Genomic DNA, 18,083 nt, shown 5'->3' on the forward strand with positions numbered 1-18,083 from the left:
TCTGACCCGGCACCTCGGCACGCCGCAGCACCCCCCCCCCCGGCGCCCGGGGCGGGCACCGGGCCGGGCGCGGCGCTGGTCCGCCGCGGGCGCCTGCGTGCCGGGCGGCTTCCGGTCGCTCCTGCCCGTGTGGCAGACTGGTCCGTTGGTGCGCACCGGCTGCGTCTCTGCCACAGGGGAGACGACCACGGCCGCTCGTCCCCGGTCCGCCGGGTCCGACGCACCGTCCATGAGCCATCGGGACGCCCGCCCGCTCCGGTCAGACTCCGTCTGACAGGTCGGTGGAGCGCCCTCGACGACGCGCCTGACCTGTGGCAGCGCGAGAGAGTGAACACCATGCACACGCTCGACCCCGTCGACGCAGCCTCGCTGCGCTCCGACATCCCCGCCTTCCGCCCGGGCGACACCCTCAAGGTGAACGTCAAGGTCGTCGAGGGCAACCGCTCCCGCATCCAGGCGTTCCAGGGCGTCGTGATCTCGCGTCACGGCGGCGGCGTCGGCGAGACCTTCACGGTCCGCAAGGTCAGCTTCGGCGTCGGCGTCGAGCGCATGTTCCCCGTGCACTCGCCGAGCCTGGAGTCGATCGAGGTCGTGACGCGCGGTGACGTGCGTCGCGCGAAGCTCTACTACCTGCGCGCCCTTCGCGGCAAGAAGGCGAAGATCAAGGAGAAGCGCGACTCGGTGCCGGCCAAGAAGGCCTGACGCACCTCGCACGGCTCGCACGGGCGGTCACCGGTCTCGGTGGCCGCCCGTCGGCGTCCCGGCCCTGGCGCGGGCGTCCCGCAGCCGCGCTGCGGAGGACCGTCGGCGCCCGTGGGACCCGACCGGTCGGTGGTCGGACGCGACCGGCCGGTGGGACGTCGAGCCCGCACCCGCCGCGGCATGGAAGAGTGGTCGGGTGACCGACCAGGACTCCGCGGAGCGTGACGACACGACCGTCCCCGAGGGCAGCAGACCCGAGCGCCGGAACCACGGCCGCAAGCCTGCGCGGAGCTCCGGCCTCGCGTGGCTGCGCGAGTCGGTGATCATCCTGGTCAGCGCCCTCCTGCTGTCGCTGGTCGTCAAGACGTTCCTCGTGCAGGCGTTCTTCATCCCGAGCGAGTCCATGCACGAGACCCTCATCGAGGGCGACCGCGTGCTGGTGAGCAAGCTGCGCCCGGGTCCCTTCGACCTGCGCCGCGGGGACATCGTCGTGTTCAAGGACCCCGGCGGCTGGCTCAGCGGCGCGACGACCCCCCAGCCCACCGAGGCCCGCAGGGTGCTCAACGAGGCGCTCACGTTCGTGGGGCTGCTGCCGCAGGACGCGGGCGAGCACCTCATCAAGCGCATCATCGGCCTGCCCGGGGACCACGTGGCGTGCGAGGGCGACGGGGCCCCGGTCACGGTCAACGGCGTCCCCCTCGACGAGCCGTACCTCGCCCCGGGCGCCGTGCCGAGCATCAGCGCGTTCGACATCACGGTCCCCGAGGGGACCCTGTGGCTCATGGGCGACAACCGCGGCGCGTCCGCCGACTCGCGCGCGAACATGGGCTCCCCGGGTGGCCCCTACATGCCCGTCGAGAACGTCGTCGGCACGGCGTTCGTGACCGTCTGGCCCTTCGACCGCGCCGGCACGCTCACGAACCCCTCCGACACGTTCGCGGACGTGCCGGACCCCGCATGACGCTGCTCGACCTCACCGGCACGGCGACCGTGCCCCCGGCGGCCCGGCCCGACGAGCCGGGCACCTCGCCGGGTGGAGCGGGGACGGACCGCGCGGCCTCGACCGGCACGGCTCCGGCCGACGCGACCTCGACCGGCACGGCTTCGAGCGGCGCGCCCTCGGCCGGCACCACCTCGACCAGCACTGCTCCGGGCGGCACCGCCTCGATCGGCGCGGCTCCGGCCGGCACCGCCTCGATCGGCGCGGCTCCGGCCGGCACCGCCTCGATCGGCGCGGCTCCGACCCGCACCGCTCCGGTCCGCACCGCGCCGGCTCGCCCCTCGGCGGCCCGCACCGCGCCGACGCTGCGGCACGAGCGCACGCTGCTGCGCTCGGGCGCGCTGCTCGTGGCGGGGATGGACGAGGTCGGCCGGGGTGCCCTCGCGGGTCCGGTCAGCGTCGGGGTCGTCGTCGTGGACGTCCGCACGCGCGCGTGCCCGCCGGGCGTCACCGACTCCAAGCTCCTGACCCCCGCGGCGCGCTCCGCGCTCGTGCCGGCGCTGCGGCGCTGGGGGATCGCGCGTGCCGTCGGCCACGCCTCGGCGCGGGAGATCGACGCGATCGGCATCATCGCGGCCCTGCGCCTCGCGGGGTCGCGGGCGCTGCGCGCCGTCGCGCAGGACGTCGGCCCGGTGGACGCCGTGGTGCTCGACGGATCGCACAACTGGCTCACGCCGCCCGCGCAGGGTGCGCTGTTCGACGCCGAGACCGAGGACGACCTCGAGGCGAGGCAGAGCCGGGCGGCGGCCGACGACGAGATCGGGGCGCTCGGCTTCGTGCCGCGGGTGCGCATGATGGTCAAGGCGGACCGCACGTGCGCGAGCGTCGCCGCCGCGAGCGTGCTCGCCAAGTGCGAGCGCGACGAGACGATGACGGTCCTCGCGCGAGAGCACCCGCTCTACGGCTGGCACGCCAACAAGGGGTACGGCTCGAGCGACCACGTGGCCGCGCTGCGCCTGCACGGGCCGAGCCCGCTGCACCGGGTGAGCTGGCGGCTGCCGCTCGACGAGTGCGCAGCGGGCGGGTGAACCTCGCAGCAGGTGCGGTCGCGAGCCGGCCTCTGCGCGCAGGACGGGCCCGACGATGGGGGATGATGACCGGGTGAGTGCGGAAGACCTCGAGAACTACGAGACCGACATGGAGCTCGCGCTCTACCGCGAGTACCGGGACGTGGTCGGGCTCTTCTCGTACGTCGTGGAGACCGAGCGCCGGTTCTACCTCGCCAACCAGGTCGACCTGCAGGTGCGGTCGGCCGCGGGCGAGGTGTACTTCGAGCTCGCGCTCGCCGACGCGTGGGTGTGGGACGTGTACCGCTCCGCGCGCTTCGTGAAGTCGGTGCGCGTCGTGACGTTCAAGGACGTCAACGTCGAGGAGCTCGCGAAGGCGGAGCTCGACCTGGGCGGGGGCCCCGGCTTCTCGCGCTGACCCGGCCTCGCGCGGTTCGGGTCCCACGCCCCACGTTCGGGCGACGACGTCGGGGCGCGCCGCGAGTCCGCCGGTCTTGCGGCGGCCGCTCCGGGCCACCCACAGCCCTGCGCCGGCGCCGGAGCGCAGGCGGTCCCCGCCGCGCGCCCTCCAGGGGCCCGGGCGGTCCGCGAGCGTGTCCCGCGGAGGTGGTCGCCATGCGGGCGAAGGACGCGGTCGGCAGGTACGGGGAGGACGTCGCGGCGGCCTGGGCGCGCGACGCCGGGTGGACGGTGCTCGACCGGAACTGGCGCGGCGACGGCGGGGAGCTCGACCTCGTCGCGCTCGACGGCGACGAGCTGGTGGCCGTCGAGGTCAAGACCCGGCGCAGCACCGCGTTCGGGCACCCGGCGGAGGCCGTCACCGCGCGCAAGCTCGCGCGCGTCCGTCGCCTGACGGCCCAGTGGCTGGTGGCGCACGACACGCGCCCGGCGTCGGTGCGCATCGACGTGATCGCGATCCTGCTGCGGCGCGGCGAGCCGCTCGTGCTCGAGCACCTCGCGGGCGTGGTCCGGTGACGCTCGGGCGCACGGTCGCCGTCGCGCTGCGCGGGCTCACCGGCCACGTCGTGGAGGTCGAGGCCCACCTCGCGGCGTCCCTCCCGGCCTTCACGCTCGTCGGGCTGCCGGACGCCGCGCTCGCCGAGGCGCGCGACCGCGTCCGGGCGGCCGTGACGTCGAGCGGGCTCGCATGGCCGAACCGGCGGATCACGGTGAACCTGTCGCCGGCGACGCTGCCGAAGTCCGGCTCGGCGTTCGACCTGGCGATCGCGGTCGCGACGCTCGCCGGCGCGGGGCTCGTGCGTCCCGAGGCGGTGGCCGGGGTCGTGCACCTCGGCGAGCTCGGGCTCGACGGGCGCCTGCGGCCCGTCCGCGGCGTCCTGCCCGCGGTGGCCGCCGCGGTGCAGGCCGGTCACCCCCACGTCGTCGTTCCTGCCGCCAACGAGGCCGAGGCCCTGCTCGTCCCGGGCGCGCGCGTCATCGGCGCCCGCAGCCTCGCGGAGGTGGCCCACCGCTACGGAGCGGACCTGGAGGTCCCGGACGTCGTCGCGGTGGGTGCGGAGCACCTCGAGCCGGGCTCGGCCGGGCCGGCGGCGGACCTCGCCGACGTGCTCGGGCAGGACGACGCCCGGGTCGCCCTCGAGGTGGCGGCGGCGGGCGGGCACCACCTGCTCATGGTCGGTCCGCCGGGTGCGGGCAAGACGATGCTCGCCGCCCGGCTGCCGGGGCTCCTGCCCGACCTCACGGAGGCCGAGGCGGTCGAGGTCACCGCCGTGCACTCGGTCGCCGGAACCTTCGACCCGCGCGGCGGGCTCGTGCGCCGCCCGCCCTACGAGGACCCGCACCACACGGCGACGCCGGCGAGCATCGTCGGTGGCGGCTCGGGCGTCCCCCGCCCCGGCGCCGCGTCCCGGGCCCACCGCGGGGTGCTCTTCATGGACGAGGCGCCCGAGTTCTCGACCGCCGTGCTCCAGACGCTGCGCCAGCCGCTCGAGCACGGGGAGCTCGTGCTGCACCGCGCCGCCGGGGTCGCGCGGTACCCGGCGCGCTTCCAGCTCGTCATGGCCGCCAACCCGTGCCCCTGCGGGCGTGCCGTCGGCAAGGGGCTCGACTGCACGTGCCGCTCGGAGCAGCGCCGTCGCTACTTCAGCAAGCTCTCGGGCCCCCTGCTCGACCGCGTCGACCTCCAGGTGGACGTGCAGCCGGTGTCCCGGGCGGCTCTCGCCGGCGCAGCCGTGGCGGAGAGCACCGCCGTCGTGGCCGCCCGGGTCGCGCAGGCGCGTGCGGCGCAGTCGGAGCGCCTGGCCGGGACCGCGTGGCGCACCAACGCCGATGTGCCGGGACGCTGGCTGCGCGCGCGGCTCGGGCCCGACCGCGCCCTGGTGCTCGACCTCGACCGCGCGTTCGACCGCGGACTGCTCAGCCTGCGCGGCGTCGACCGCGTCCTGCGGGTCGCGTGGACGCTCGCCGACCTCGCGGGCCGGGACGCGCCGAACCGCACGGACGTCGGTCACGCGCTGCTGCTGCGGACCCGAGGGCAGGCAGCGGCATGACGGGCGCTCCGGGGAGCGGTGCGGAGGCGCCGGACGTGAGGGGGAGCGGTGCGGGAGCGCCGGGCGCGAGGGGGAGCGGTGCGGGGGCGCCGGGCGCGCGGGGGAGCGGTGCCGGGGAGCCGGGCGCGCGTGAGCGTGCGGCCGAGAAGGCGTCCGCCCCGGGGAGCGGAGTCGAGGATCCGGGCGCGCGGGCAGGCCGTGCTGAGGCTGCGCCCGGCCGGGAGCGCGGTGCCGGGGAGCCGGGCGCGCGGGCAGGCGGCACTGAGGAGGCGCCCGCCCGGGAGCGCGGTGCCGAGGAGCCCCTCACCGGGGGGAGCGGTGCCGAGGGGTCGCACACCCGCGAGCGCGCCGCCGACGAGATGCTCGCGCGAGCCGCCTGGAGCCGGCTCGTGGAACCGGGGGACACCGTCGCCGGGGCGCTCGTGCACACCATGGGCGCGCGTGAGGCGCTCGACTGGGTCCGGTGGGCCGCCACCAGCGGGCGGGCCGAGGCCGCGGTGCAGACGCTGGTCGCACGCGACGACGAGTCGCTCGCCCCGCTGCGACGACGTCTGGGCGCGGCCCTCGCGCGCTGGGCCCCACGGCTCGCCGTCCTCGAACCCGCACGGGAGATCGAGCACGTGCACCGGCTGGGCGGGCGGTTCCTGTATCCGGGCGCCCCCGGGTGGCCGACCGGTCTCGACGACCTCGGCGCGGCCGCACCGCTGGGCCTCTGGCTCCGTGGCGCGCCGGAACCCGACCGCCTGCTCGCCCGCTCCGTCGCGCTCGTGGGCGCCCGCGCCTCGACCGCGTACGGCGAACGGGTCGCGGCCGACCTCGCGGACGGGCTCGCCGCCGCGGGCGTGTGCGTGGTGTCCGGTGGCGCGTACGGGATCGACGCCGCCGCGCACCGCGGGGCGCTGACGGGTGGCGGGCCGACTGTCGCGCTCCTCGCCGGAGGGGTCGACCGCGCCTACCCGGCAGGCAACGCGGCGCTGCTGGAACGCGTCCTGGAGCAAGGTGGCTCCGTGGTCAGCGAGGTGCCGCCCGGGGGCGTCCCGAGCCGCAGCAGGTTCCTGATGCGCAACCGCCTGATCGCCGCGGTGAGCAGGGCGACGGTCGTCGTGGAGGCCGCGTGGCGCTCGGGCGCCCTGAGCACCGCTCACCACGCCGCAGCGCTCCTGCGCCCGCTCGGTGCCGTTCCGGGGCCTGTGACGTCGATGGCCTCCGCCGGCTGCCACCGTCTGCTGCGCGAGGGGTCGGCGATCTGCGTGACGGACGTGGCCGAGGTGCTCGAGCTCGCGGGGCCGCTCGGTCCGGCGCGCGAGGACCGACCCGAGGACACCCGCCCGCACGACGGTCTCGACTGGCTCGCGGACCGCGTGCTCGACGCGCTGTCCCTGCGCTCGGCGGCCGACGTCGACGCGCTCGCGCGTCGCGCCGGGCTGTCGCCGGCGGACGTCCGCGGCGCGCTCGGGACCCTCGAGCTCGCCGGTCTCGCCGAGCTGCGCGCGACGGGGTGGCGCCGGACCCGCGCGGCGACGTGAAGGGTTCGTGCCTCGCCGCGCGGCGACCGCTGCGGGCGCACCCTGCCGACGACTCGGTGGGTGCACGGACGAGGCCGCCCGGTGGCGCGCGTCGGTGCACGGTCTGACCCGTCCGGGTGGGCGGTCGGCACGGGTGCCCGCGCCCGTCCCGTCCGCCTCGTGAGACCGCTCACATCGACGTCGCGGGCCGAACTGGACAGATGCCCATGTCCAAATCCGGACAAGTGCGACGGTTGAGCCGCGGAGAGGGTGAACTGTGTGCGGGCCCGCTTGTGGGCCACCCGTGTGACCAGTCACGGTAGGGACATGCAGACGGCGACGGGGGTCACGGAGGCGGCTCCGGCCGTCCGGCTCACGGCCGACTTCGCGCTTCACCTCCGCGCTCAGCGAGGCCTCTCGGACCACACCGTCCGGGCCTACGTGAGCGACGTCGAGCACCTCCTCGCCCACGCCGCACGGCACGGCCGCACGGAGCTCGGCGAGATCGACCTGACGGTGCTGCGCGGCTGGCTCGCCGCCATGTCCTCGGCCCAGCGCAGCCGGGCGACGCTCGCCCGCCGCGGCGCCTCCGTCCGCACGTTCTTCGACTGGGCCGTCCGCACCGGCCGCGTCGCGACGGACCCGGCGCTGCGGCTCGCGAGCGCACGCCCGACCGTCGCGCTCCCCACGGTCCTCGCGGTCGACGACGCCGCCCGCCTGCTCGAGGTCGCCCGCACGCGCGCCGACGACGCCGACCCGGTGCACCTGCGGGACTGGGCCGCCCTCGAGCTGCTCTACGCCACGGGCGCCCGCGTCGGCGAGCTCTGCCGGGCCGACGTGAGCGACGTCGACGTCGCCGAGCGCACGCTGCACGTCGTCGGCAAGGGCGACAAGGAGCGCGTCGTCCCGTTCGGGCTCCCGGCAGCCGAGGCCGTCGAGGCCTGGCTCGCGACCGGCCGTCCGGTCCTCGCCGCGGGCGGCACCGAGCCGGCGCTGCTCCTCGGCCGTCGCGGAGGCCGCGTCGACCAGCGCCAGCTGCGAGCCGTCGCCCACGACCTCGCCGCGCTCGCCGGCGTCGACGACATCGCCCCGCACGCCCTGCGCCACAGCGCCGCGACCCACCTGCTCCAGGGTGGCTCCGACCTGCGCAGCGTCCAGGAGGTGCTGGGTCACGCGAGCCTCGCGACGACCCAGCGGTACACGCACGTCTCGGCCGAGCGCCTCCGCTCGTCGTTCGAGCAGGCACACCCACGAGCATGACGGAATCGGAGAGCACGATGACGGCACAGGCCGAGACGGTCGCGTCCCTCGCTGAGCGCGCCCGGAGCGTGACGGCCCCCGACGGCGTCGTGCCCCAGCCGCACGCCGCTGCGGTCGTCCCCGCGCACCGACGCCTGAGCTCGGTGCCCGCGCCGGCGATCCCGGCCGCGGTCCCCGGCGACGTCGACCTGCTCGAGGTCGACCCGATCGAGGCCGCGTGGCGTGAGTTCAAGACGACCGGCGACCGCCTGCTGCGCGAGCGGCTGATCCTGCACTACGCCCCGCTCGTGACGTCCGTCGCGTCGCGCGTCGGGATGCGTCTGCCCAGCACCGTCGAGCAGGCCGACCTCGTCTCGTACGGGATGTTCGGCCTCATCGACGCGATCGAGAAGTACGCGCTGGACCGGGCCGTGAAGTTCGAGACGTACGCGAGCGCGCGCATCCGCGGCGCGATCATCGACGAGCTGCGGGCGATGGACTGGATCCCGCGCTCGGTCCGCACGAAGGCCCGCGCGGTCGACCGTGCGTACGCCGAGCTCGAGGGCGAGCTGCACCGCACGCCCAGCGAGCAGGAGGTCGCCGGGCGGCTGGAGATGGGCATCGGCGAGCTCCGTGGCGTCTTCACCCAGCTCTCGACCGTCAACGTGGTCGCGCTCGACGAGCTGCTCGGCGCGGGGTCGGAGCGCTCGGACAAGGTGAGCCTCGTCGACACGCTCGGCGACCACCGCGCGCAGGACCCGGCGGGGTCGTTCGAGGCGCAGGAGACCAAGTTCCTGCTGGCCCGCGCGATCGAGCAGCTCGGCGAGCGCGAGAAGATCGTGCTGGTCCTCTACTACTACGAGGGCATGACCCTCGCCGAGATCGGCCGGGTGCTCGGCGTCACCGAGTCCCGGATCTCGCAGATGCACACCGCCGCGATGCTGCGGCTGCGCACGAAGCTCACCGAGTCGGACCGCGTCTGACGGCGTTGGGGGCGGCGCGGGCCGCCGCCTGGCGCCTTCCGTCTCTGCGGTGCGCTCGTGCACCACGTCACGCCGCTGCGCTCCTGCACCCCTCACGCCCGCTGCGCTCCGACGCCCCGCCGGCGACGACGCCTCACTCGCGCAGTCGCGCTGCCACCGTCGCCGTCAGCGCAGAGCGGCGCCCGGTGTCACGACGCCTCCGGCAGCAGCACCACCGGCCCTCGCCCGGCCAGCAGCGTGAGCGGGTCGACGTACGCGTCGTCGGACGTCCGTACGCCCCAGTGCAGGCACGTGGCGGGCGCGCAGTGGCTCGGGTCGCCGCCGACCTGACCCAGGACCGAACCTTGCGCGACCACGTCGCCCGTGGCCACGGACGGGGTGACCGGCTCGACGCTCGACCGGCGACCGTCCGGGTGCCGCAGCGTCAGGACGACGCGCCCCGCGACGGGGCCCGCGAACGTCACGACGCCCGGGGCGGGCGCCAGCACGGGGTCCCCGGGGGCGGCCCGCAGGTCGACGCCGCGGTGCCCGCTGAGCCAGCGCTCCGCGGGCGCGTCGAACTCGCGCACGACCTCGACCGGCTCGTGCAGGGGGAACGTGTAGCCGGGGTCGACCTGGTTGCCCGGGTCGACGGCAGGTCCCGCCGCGACCTGCCCGGCAGCCACGGTGGCGAGCGGCACCGCGAGCGCGACCCCGAGGAGCGCCGCCCGCAGCGCGCCACCGGGCCGGAGCCGGGGGAGCGGGCGCGCGCCGCTCGCCGGTACCGCGGGGCACCGGGCGGGGGTCGTCCTGCGGAGGGTCGTGCTCGGGCTGTCCATGGCGACGACCCTGCCCGCACGCCGACCGCCGAGGGCCCGGTGCCCCGAGCGTCCGCCTCGCGACCGCACGAGTCCCGGGCTGGGGGTGGCGCAGGCCCGCCGGGGCGCGTGGCCGAGACCTCGGCGACCGTCCGCTAGACTGACGCTCGCGACCGGTACGTGCCGGTCGACATCGCGCGTCATCATCTCCGCCCCGCAGGCACGCACCCGGTTCCGGGTGCGGTCAGGCACGGGCACGAGGGTCGGCGCTGGCACCGGTCCGGGCTCGCAGCCCGGCGCCAGCAGCGACGTGGCGCCAGGGGCAACGACCGACCGGTCGGGGCCGACAACCGAGAACGCGGGTCCCCGGCGTGGGACCCGCCCAGACGCGCGTGCCCACGGGCGCGCGCCGGAAGGACGTGCCATGGCCGTCGTGACCATGCGCCAGCTGCTCGAGAGCGGTGTCCACTTCGGGCACCAGACCCGCCGCTGGAACCCCAAGATGAAGCGCTTCATCTTCACCGAGCGCAACGGCATCTACATCGTCGACCTGCAGCAGTCGCTGACGTACATCGACAGCGCCTACAACTTCGTCAAGGAGACGGTCGCGCACGGCGGCACGATCCTCTTCGTCGGCACGAAGAAGCAGGCGCAGGAGCCCGTCGCCGAGCAGGCCGCGCGCGTGGGCATGCCCTACGTCAACCAGCGCTGGCTCGGTGGCATGCTCACCAACTTCCAGACCGTCAACAAGCGGCTCCAGCGCCTCAAGGAGCTCGAGCTCGTCGACTTCGACGACGTCGCGGGCAGCGCCTTCACCAAGAAGGAGCTCCTCATCATGCGTCGCGAGCGCGACAAGCTCGCCAAGACGCTCGGCGGCATCCGGGACATGACGAAGGTGCCCTCGGCGATCTGGATCGTCGACACGAACAAGGAGCACCTCGCGGTCGACGAGGCGCGCAAGCTCGGCATCCCGATCGTCGCGATCCTCGACACGAACTGCGACCCGGACGTCGTCGACTACAAGATCCCGGGCAACGACGACGCGATCCGCGCCGTCTCGCTGCTGACCCGCGTCATCGCGGACGCCGCGGCCGAGGGCCTCATGCAGCGTCACTCGGGCCGCAGCGGCGGCACGGACGCGGCTGCCGCCGACGCCGAGCCGCTCGCCGAGTGGGAGCGCGAGCTCCTCGCCGGTGCCGAGGCCGACATCGCGGGCGGGGCGACCACCCCGACCGAGGCCGCCCACGCGGAGACCACCGAGGCCGGCACGGAGCCCGTCGTCGCCGCCACGGACGCCGCCGCCCAGGCAGCCGAGACCGTCGGGGACGACTCCACGCCGGCCGGCGAGGCCGCCGAGGCCCCCGGCCAGGACGCCGCCCCCGCGATCGACGTCCCGGACGTCGCCACGCCCGCCAACGAGGGTGACGCCGCGTCCAAGTGACGCGCACCCATCCCCATCTGACGACAAGGACGGACACAGACTGATGGCGAACTACAGCCTCGCTGACATCAAGGCGCTCCGCGAGAAGACCGGCGCGGGGATGCTCGACGTCAAGAAGGCGCTCGAGGAGGCGGAGGGCGACGCCGACAAGGCGCTCGAGATCATCCGCGTCAAGGGCCTCAAGGGTGTCGGCAAGCGTGAGGGCCGCTCGGCCTCCGACGGTCTCGTCGCGGCGAACGTCGCGGCCGACGGCCAGGGCCAGACGGGCGTGCTCGTCGAGGTCAACTCGGAGACCGACTTCGTCGCGAAGAACACGACGTTCATCGCGCTCGCCGACAAGGTCCTCGCGGCCGCCGTCGCGTCGGGTGCTGCGGACGCCGAGGCGCTCCTCGCCTCGGACGTCGACGGCTCCTCGCTGCAGTCGGTCGTCGACGAGACGGCCGCCACGCTCGGCGAGAAGGTCGTCGTGCGCCGCGTGGCGCGCGTCACCGGCGAGCACGTCGAGGTCTACCTGCACAAGGTCAACAAGGACCTGCCCCCGCAGGTCGGCGTCCTCGTGGCGACCGACGCGGCGGGCGCCTCGGTGGCGCGCGACATCGCGACGCACATCGCGGCGTACTCCCCGACGTTCCTCACGCGTGACGAGGTCGCCGAGGAGACGGTCGCCTCGGAGCGTCACATCGCCGAGGAGACCGCGCGCAACGAGGGCAAGCCCGAGGCCGCGCTCCCGAAGATCATCGAGGGTCGCCTGAACGGCTACTTCAAGGAGAACGTCCTGCTCGAGCAGGCGTTCGCCAAGGACCCGAAGAAGACGGTCGGCCAGGTCCTCACCGAGGCCGGCGGCACCGTCACGGCGTTCGTGCGGTTCCGCGTCGGCGCCTGAGCACCGACGCGACCCCCGGTGGCCCCGGCCCGACCACGGGCCGGGGCCACCGGCACGAGCACCCCAGACCGAGCACGTCGAGCACAGCAGGAGGCACCGTGGGCCAGGACGTGACCGCACCGGACCAGGACGGCGTCCTTCCTCGCCGGGTCCTGCTCAAGCTCTCGGGCGAGATGTTCGGCGGCGGCGCCGTCGGCCTCGCCCCCGACGTCGTCCAGCGGGTCGCGGCCGAGATCGCCGTGGCGGTGCGCAGCGGCGTGCAGGTCGCGATCGTCGTCGGCGGCGGCAACTTCTTCCGCGGCGCCGAGCTCGCGCAGCGCGGCATCGACCGCGCCCGGGCCGACTACATGGGCATGCTCGGCACGGTCATGAACTGCCTGGCACTCCAGGACTTCCTCGAGCAGGCGGGTGTCAGCACGCGCGTCCAGACCGCGATCACGATGGGTCAGGTCGCCGAGCCGTACATCCCGCTGCGGGCGATCCGGCACATGGAGAAGGGCCGCGTCGTCATCTTCGGCGCCGGCGCGGGCATGCCGTTCTTCTCGACGGACACCGTCTCCGTGCAGCGCGCGCTCGAGACGCACTGCCAGGAGGTGCTCATGGGGAAGAACGGCGTGGACGGCGTCTACACCGCGGACCCGCGCACGGACCCCACGGCGGTCAAGCTCGACCACCTGACCTACACGGACGCGCTCGTCAACGACCTCGGCGTCATGGACGCCACGGCCATCAGCCTGTGCCGTGACAACGACGTGCGGATGCGCGTGTTCGGCATGGAGCCCGGCAACGTCACGCGCGCGCTGCAGGGTGAGAAGATCGGCACGCTGGTCACCGTCGACTGACGGGCGCCCGCGCCGCACGACCACCCGCACGACCGCACCCCCCGAGCACATGAAGGAGCACCGGTGATCGACGAGACCCTCCTCGAGGCCGAGGAAAAGATGGACAAGGCGATCGAGGTCGCCAAGGAGGACTTCGCGACGATCCGCACGGGCCGGGCGAACGCCGCCATGTTCTCGAAGATCTTCGTCGACTACTACGGCAGCCCCACCCCGCTGCAGCAGCTCGCGTCGTTCAACGTGACCGAGGCGCGCACGATCCTCATCACGCCGTTCGACAAGTCGTCGTCGAGCGCGGTCGAGAAGGCCCTGCGCGACTCCGACCTGGGCGTCAACCCGACGAACGACGGCAACGTCATCCGCGTCGTGCTCCCGGCGCTCACGCAGGAGCGCCGCAAGGACTACGTCAAGCTCGCCCGGACCAAGGCCGAGGACGCGCGCATCTCGGTGCGCAACATCCGCCGGCGCGCCAAGGAGGAGCTCGACCGCATCGCGAAGGACGGCGAAGCGGGCGAGGACGAGGTCGGTCGCGCGGAGAAGGAGCTCGAGCAGCTGACCAAGCGGCACGTCGACGCGATCGACACGGTTCTCGCCGCCAAGGAGAACGAGCTGCTCGAGGTCTGATGCCCCAGAACGCCCGTCTCGCCGCCGCCAGCGCACCCCGCACGCCCGGGGTCTCGCGCACGGGCCGAGACCTGCCCGTCGCCGTCGTGGTGGGGCTGACGCTCCTCGCGGTCGTCGGCGCCTCGCTGTTCGTCCGCAAGGAGGGCTTCCTCGTCCTCGCGGTGCTCGCGGTCGGCGCCGGGCTGTGGGAGCTCGCCCAGGCCTTCGCCCGGCGCGGGATCCACCTGCCCCTCCTGCCCCTCCTGGTCGGGGACGTCGGGATCCTCGTCTCGGCGTACATGGCCGGGGCGGAGGCGGCGTTCGTCGCGTTCCTGCTGACGGTCGGTGGCGCGGTCGTCTGGCGCGTGCTCGACGGCAGCGGCGCGCCGGCGCTGCGGGACGCGACGGGGGCGGCGTTCGCGTCCGCGTACCTGCCGTTCATGGCGGGCTTCGTGATGCTCCTGCTCGCCCAGCCGGACGGCGCTTTCCGCGTCCTGCTGTTCATCCTGCTCTGCGTCGCGAGCGACACCGGCGGCTACGTCGTCGGGGTGCTGATCGGCCGGCACCCGCTCGCGCCCTCGGTCAGCCCGAAGAAGACGTGGGAGGGCCTGATCGGCTCGCTCGTCCTGGCGTGCCTCGTCGGCGTCGTCGGGATCGGCGCGCTGTTCGACGGCGCGCCGCTCGTCGGTGTGGCGCTCGGCGTCGCGACGGTCGTCACGGCCTCGCTCGGTGACCTGTCCGAGTCGCTGCTCAAGCGTGACCTCGAGCTCAAGGACATGGGCTCGTTGCTCCCGGGCCACGGCGGTCTGCTCGACCGCCTGGACTCGATGCTCCTCACGGCCCCGGTCGTCTACCTGATCCTCACCGTGCTCCAGCCGGTCGTCTGAGCGGCGCACCACCCCGAACCCCGAGAGGGGGTGCCCGTCATGAGCGGGACACCCGTCACCCTGAACATGTCCGCGCCGACGCGCGGCGCCCGCGGCAAGCCGCCGCGCCACTTCGTCGACCTCACGCCCGAGCAGCGGGTCGAGGCCGTCACGGCCCTCGGCGAGAAGCCGTTCCGGGCCAAGCAGCTCGCGACGCACTACTTCACGCACCTGACGTCCGACCCGGCGGAGATGACGGACCTGCCGAAGGCGAGCCGCGACACGCTCGCCGCCGAGCTGTTCCCGCAGCTGCTGACCGCGGCGCGCACGCTCCAGGCCGACGGCGGCACGACCGTCAAGACGCTGTGGCACCTGTTCGACGGCGCCAAGGTCGAGTCGGTGCTCATGCGGTACCCGAACCGGTCGACGCTGTGCGTCTCGAGCCAGGCCGGCTGCGGCATGGCGTGCCCGTTCTGCGCGACGGGCCAGCTGGGCCTGACCCGCAACCTGTCGACCGCGGAGATCGTCGAGCAGGTCCGCGCGGCGGCACGCTCGCTCGCGGACGGTGAGATCCCGGGCGGTCCGACGCGGCTGTCGAACCTCGTGTTCATGGGCATGGGCGAGCCGCTCGCGAACTACAAGGCGGTCATGGAGACGGTGCGGCGCCTCGTCGCCCCCGCACCCGACGGCCTGGGCATGTCGGCGCGCAACATCACCGTCTCGACCGTCGGCCTCGTCCCCGCGATCGAGAAGCTCACGAACGAGGGCATCCCGGTGACCCTCGCCGTGTCGATGCACGCCCCGGACGACGAGCTGCGCGACACCCTCGTGCCGGTCAACACCCGGTGGAGCGTCGACCAGACGCTCGACGCCGCGTACCGCTACTTCCAGGTGACCGGGCGCCGCGTGTCGATCGAGTACGCGCTCATCCGCGACATGAACGACCACGCGTGGCGCGCCGACATGCTGGGCGAGAAGCTCAACGCCCGGGGCAAGGGCTGGGTGCACTGCAACCCGATCCCGCTCAACCCGACACCGGGGTCGATCTGGACGGCGAGCGATCCCGCGGTCGAGGCCGAGTTCGTGGCACGCTTGCGCGCGCACGGCATCCCGACGACGATCCGTGACACTCGGGGGAGTGACATCGACGGCGCGTGCGGCCAGCTCGCAGCCGATGAGGAAGGGTGAGCGACGTCATGTTCCGGACCGTCTCGGGCCTGCGCACCGGTTACGACCCCGACGAGGTGGACGACTTCTTCGAGCACGCGCGCGCCGTGTACGAGAAGGGTCCCGCCGGTGCCCTGTCGGGGCGGGACGTCCGGACGGTCGCGTTCGACATGGTGCGCCGCGGGTACGTGACGTCGGCGGTCGACGCGGCGCTCGACCGGCTCGAGGCGGCGTTCGTGGCGCGGGCCCGGGCCGACTTCGTGGCCGAGCACGGGCAGCAGGCCTGGATGGACCGGCTCGCCGAGCAGGCGCGCACGCTGTACGGGCGGCTCACGCGGCCCGACGGGGAGCGCTTCGCCCCGCCGCACGGCCGCCAGCCGGGCTACGAGCCCGCGGACGTCGACGACCTGTGCCACCGGCTCGTCGCCTACTTCGACAAGGGTCAGCCGCTCACCGCGCAGGAGCTGCGCTCGGCGACCTTCCGACGCCGCAACGGCCGCGCGGGGTACGCCGAGGCGCCGGTCGACGCGTTCCTGGACCGCGCGGTCGAGGTCATCCTCGGCGCGGAGTGAGCTGAGCCCGCGCCGACCACGCCGGGCGCCGCCGTCCGTCGACGTCGGTGCTCCTGCACCCCGGAGTGCACGGAGCGCACCGGCGGACCAGGGATGATGGCCGGGTGAGCCAGCGCACCGTCCTCCTGCTCGGGTCGACCGGGTCCATCGGGACCCAGGCCGTCGACGTCGTCCGCCGCAACCCCGACCGGTTCCGGGTCACGGGCCTGAGCGCCGGGGGAGCGGACCCCGCCGCGCTCGCGCGTCAGGCGATCGAGCTCGGCGTCGAGGCCGTCGCGGTCGCCGACCCCGCGGCCGCCGGCCCGCTCTTCGCGGAGCTGACGCGCGCCAGCGCTGACGCAGGGCTGCGTCAGCTCGGCGTCGAGGTGCTGACCGGGCCGGACGCGGCGACACGGCTCGCGGAGCGGGGGGCCGACGTCGTGCTCAACGGCATCACCGGCTCGGTCGGGCTGGGGCCGACGCTCGCGGCGCTCGCGGCGGGCAGCACCCTGGCGCTCGCCAACAAGGAGTCCCTCGTCGTCGGCGGGCGGCTCGTGCGCGCGGCCCAGCAGCGGTCCGACCAGATCGTGCCGGTCGACTCGGAGCACTCGGCGATCGCCCAGGCGCTGCGCTCGGGTGCGGCGCGCGAGGTGCGCCGGCTCGTGCTGACCGCGTCGGGCGGGCCGTTCCGCGGGCGCGACCGCGACGACCTCAAGGCCGTGACGGCGGAGCAGGCGCTGCACCACCCGACGTGGTCGATGGGCCCGGTCGTCACGGTGAACTCGGCGACGCTCATGAACAAGGGCCTCGAGCTCATCGAGGCGCACCTGCTGTTCGACGTGGCCGTCGAGGACATCACGGTGGTCGTGCACCCCCAGTCGGTCGTGCACTCGATGGTCGAGTTCGTCGACGGCTCGACGATCGCGCAGGCGTCGCCCCCGGACATGCGCCTGCCCATCGCGCTGGGCCTGTCCTGGCCGGACCGGGTCGCGGACGCCGCGCCGGCGTGCGACTGGACGCAGGCGACGTCGTGGACGTTCGAGCCGCTCGACGAGGAGGTCTTCGGGGCCGTCGCGCTCGCGCGGGCGGCCGTCGCGGCCTCGGCGACGCACCCCGCGGTGCTCAACGCCGCCAACGAGGAGTGCGTCGCGGCGTTCCTCGCGGGGCGGATCTGCTTCCTCGACATCGTCGCGACCGTCGAGCGGGTCCTGGCGGAGCACAGCGGGACCGCACCCGCCGACGTGCGGCTCGACGACGTGCTCGAGGCCGAGACGTGGGCGCGGGCCCGCGCGCACGAGGTGCTGGCCCGGCGCTGACCGCGGTCGTCCGCACCCACCCCGACGGGCTACGCGGTGAGCCCTGGCTCTCGCCGGGCTTCCGCTCACGACGGGGTGCGGGGCGGCGCCGGGCTCCCGGTCGCGACGGGGCGCAGGGCCGCGCCGGGCCTCCGGTCACGACGGCGCGCATGGCGGCGCGGGGCACCCGCTCACCACGGGACGAGGGGCAGCGTGGGGCTCTCCCGCCCGGTCCGTGCCTCCACCGCGTCCGCGAGCCGGCCGAGGCGGGACGCGAGCGTGAGCCCGGTCCGGCTCACCGTCGTCGGCGACGGCCGTGCGCTCTCGTGGTCGACCCACGGCAGCCGGGTGAGCTCCGAGAGGTTCCCGGTCACGAGGTCCGCCAGCGTCCGCCCGGCCAGGTTGGCTGCCGCGACGCCGTCACGGCCGAAGCCGGTGACCCAGCCGAGCCCGGTCTCCCGGTCGAGCCCGACGCGCGGCACCCCGTCGCTCGTCACGGCGACCGGCGCGCACCACGCGTGCGTCACGTGCGCCCCGGCGGCGCCGGGGAGCAGGTCGAGGAGACGAGCCCGCAGGCGCTCGACGTCGCCCGCCGCGGGATGTCCCGCGACGTCAGCGCCGCTCCCGCGACCGCCTGTGCCGCGACCGCCTCTGCGCCAGGCGCTGGTGCCGCGACCGCCCGGGCCCGCCGGCGC

The 18,083-nt window shown here is 74.9% G+C and carries 19 protein-coding genes; 17 read left to right on the forward strand and 2 right to left on the reverse strand.

The annotated features are described in order from the left end of the window. Window positions 1-336: 336 nt before the first annotated feature. The 9 genes from rplS to whiG all read left to right on the forward strand — a co-directional run bounded on the left by rplS (window position 337) and on the right by whiG (window position 8,946). Window positions 337-702 carry a 50S ribosomal protein L19 gene (gene rplS / locus AB6N24_RS19260; RefSeq protein ID WP_258726665.1) on the forward strand — a complete coding sequence of 122 codons (366 nt, stop codon included), beginning with the start codon at window positions 337-339 and terminating at the stop codon, window positions 700-702. Between the two features lie 196 nt (window positions 703-898). Further along, complete coding sequence (gene lepB, locus AB6N24_RS19265; protein WP_412870993.1) at window positions 899-1,663, forward strand: signal peptidase I; 765 nt, start codon at window positions 899-901, stop codon at window positions 1,661-1,663. A gap of 266 nt (window positions 1,664-1,929) precedes the next feature. Beyond that, entirely contained in the window at window positions 1,930-2,730 is an 801-nt protein-coding gene (gene rnhB / locus AB6N24_RS19270) for a ribonuclease HII (protein WP_412871006.1), read from the forward strand. A 73-nt stretch (window positions 2,731-2,803) separates the two neighbouring features. Then, on the forward strand, window positions 2,804-3,127 hold the full coding sequence (locus AB6N24_RS19275; RefSeq protein WP_034628486.1) for a DUF2469 domain-containing protein: 324 nt from the start codon (window positions 2,804-2,806) through the stop codon (window positions 3,125-3,127). 197 nt (window positions 3,128-3,324) lie between these two features. Next, complete coding sequence (locus tag AB6N24_RS19280; RefSeq protein WP_412870994.1) at window positions 3,325-3,684, forward strand: YraN family protein; 360 nt, start codon at window positions 3,325-3,327, stop codon at window positions 3,682-3,684. Then, complete coding sequence (locus tag AB6N24_RS19285) at window positions 3,681-5,219, forward strand: YifB family Mg chelatase-like AAA ATPase (RefSeq protein WP_412870995.1); 1,539 nt, start codon at window positions 3,681-3,683, stop codon at window positions 5,217-5,219. The genes AB6N24_RS19280 and AB6N24_RS19285 overlap by 4 nt, the downstream gene beginning before the upstream one ends. A gap of 389 nt (window positions 5,220-5,608) precedes the next feature. Then, window positions 5,609-6,745: a DNA-processing protein DprA gene (dprA, locus tag AB6N24_RS19290; protein WP_412870996.1), complete on the forward strand. Its 1,137-nt coding sequence runs from the start codon at window positions 5,609-5,611 to the stop codon at window positions 6,743-6,745. 306 nt (window positions 6,746-7,051) lie between these two features. Next, entirely contained in the window at window positions 7,052-7,984 is a 933-nt protein-coding gene (locus AB6N24_RS19295; RefSeq protein ID WP_412870997.1) for a tyrosine recombinase XerC, read from the forward strand. Beyond that, entirely contained in the window at window positions 7,981-8,946 is a 966-nt protein-coding gene (gene whiG, locus AB6N24_RS19300) for an RNA polymerase sigma factor WhiG (protein WP_412870998.1), read from the forward strand. Before AB6N24_RS19295 ends, whiG begins: the two co-directional genes overlap by 4 nt. Window positions 8,947-9,134: 188 nt before the next feature. On the opposite strand, the gene AB6N24_RS19305 is transcribed toward whiG, so the two are convergent. Next, on the reverse strand, window positions 9,135-9,764 hold the full coding sequence (locus tag AB6N24_RS19305) for a M23 family metallopeptidase (RefSeq protein WP_412870999.1): 630 nt from the start codon (window positions 9,762-9,764) through the stop codon (window positions 9,135-9,137). Window positions 9,765-10,167: 403 nt separating this feature from the next. Here AB6N24_RS19305 and rpsB point away from each other — a divergent pair, with 403 nt between their 5' ends. The 8 genes from rpsB (at window position 10,168) to dxr (ending at window position 17,409) form a co-directional block, all read left to right on the forward strand. After that, on the forward strand, window positions 10,168-11,184 hold the full coding sequence (gene rpsB, locus AB6N24_RS19310; protein ID WP_412871000.1) for a 30S ribosomal protein S2: 1,017 nt from the start codon (window positions 10,168-10,170) through the stop codon (window positions 11,182-11,184). 43 nt (window positions 11,185-11,227) lie between these two features. Then, the gene (gene tsf / locus AB6N24_RS19315; RefSeq protein ID WP_412871001.1) at window positions 11,228-12,067 is read left to right on the forward strand and encodes a translation elongation factor Ts; all 840 of its coding nucleotides are present in this window, start codon (window positions 11,228-11,230) and stop codon (window positions 12,065-12,067) included. A 98-nt stretch (window positions 12,068-12,165) separates the two neighbouring features. Beyond that, window positions 12,166-12,909: a UMP kinase gene (gene pyrH / locus AB6N24_RS19320; RefSeq protein ID WP_258726675.1), complete on the forward strand. Its 744-nt coding sequence runs from the start codon at window positions 12,166-12,168 to the stop codon at window positions 12,907-12,909. Window positions 12,910-12,972: 63 nt separating this feature from the next. Continuing rightward, on the forward strand, window positions 12,973-13,530 hold the full coding sequence (frr, locus tag AB6N24_RS19325; RefSeq protein WP_183297781.1) for a ribosome recycling factor: 558 nt from the start codon (window positions 12,973-12,975) through the stop codon (window positions 13,528-13,530). Next, window positions 13,530-14,396, forward strand: a complete 867-nt coding sequence (locus tag AB6N24_RS19330) for a phosphatidate cytidylyltransferase (RefSeq protein ID WP_412871002.1) — start codon at window positions 13,530-13,532, stop codon at window positions 14,394-14,396. The genes frr and AB6N24_RS19330 overlap by 1 nt, the downstream gene beginning before the upstream one ends. Window positions 14,397-14,435: 39 nt before the next feature. After that, window positions 14,436-15,563 (forward strand): dual-specificity RNA methyltransferase RlmN, encoded by a 1,128-nt coding sequence (gene rlmN, locus AB6N24_RS19335; protein WP_183297783.1) that lies wholly within the window; start codon window positions 14,436-14,438, stop codon window positions 15,561-15,563. Further along, complete coding sequence (locus AB6N24_RS19340) at window positions 15,560-16,114, forward strand: DivIVA domain-containing protein (RefSeq protein WP_412871003.1); 555 nt, start codon at window positions 15,560-15,562, stop codon at window positions 16,112-16,114. Before rlmN ends, AB6N24_RS19340 begins: the two co-directional genes overlap by 4 nt. A 104-nt stretch (window positions 16,115-16,218) precedes the next feature. Then, window positions 16,219-17,409: a 1-deoxy-D-xylulose-5-phosphate reductoisomerase gene (gene dxr, locus AB6N24_RS19345; protein ID WP_412871004.1), complete on the forward strand. Its 1,191-nt coding sequence runs from the start codon at window positions 16,219-16,221 to the stop codon at window positions 17,407-17,409. Between the two features lie 170 nt (window positions 17,410-17,579). Here the strand turns inward: dxr and AB6N24_RS19350 are convergent. After that, window positions 17,580-18,083 (reverse strand): FAD-dependent oxidoreductase (locus tag AB6N24_RS19350; RefSeq protein ID WP_412871005.1); only part of this gene is annotated, 504 nt, incomplete at its 5' end.

Origin of the sequence: Cellulomonas jepli, from assembly GCF_047229345.1 — a bacterium.
GTDB lineage: Bacteria > Actinomycetota > Actinomycetes > Actinomycetales > Cellulomonadaceae > Cellulomonas_A.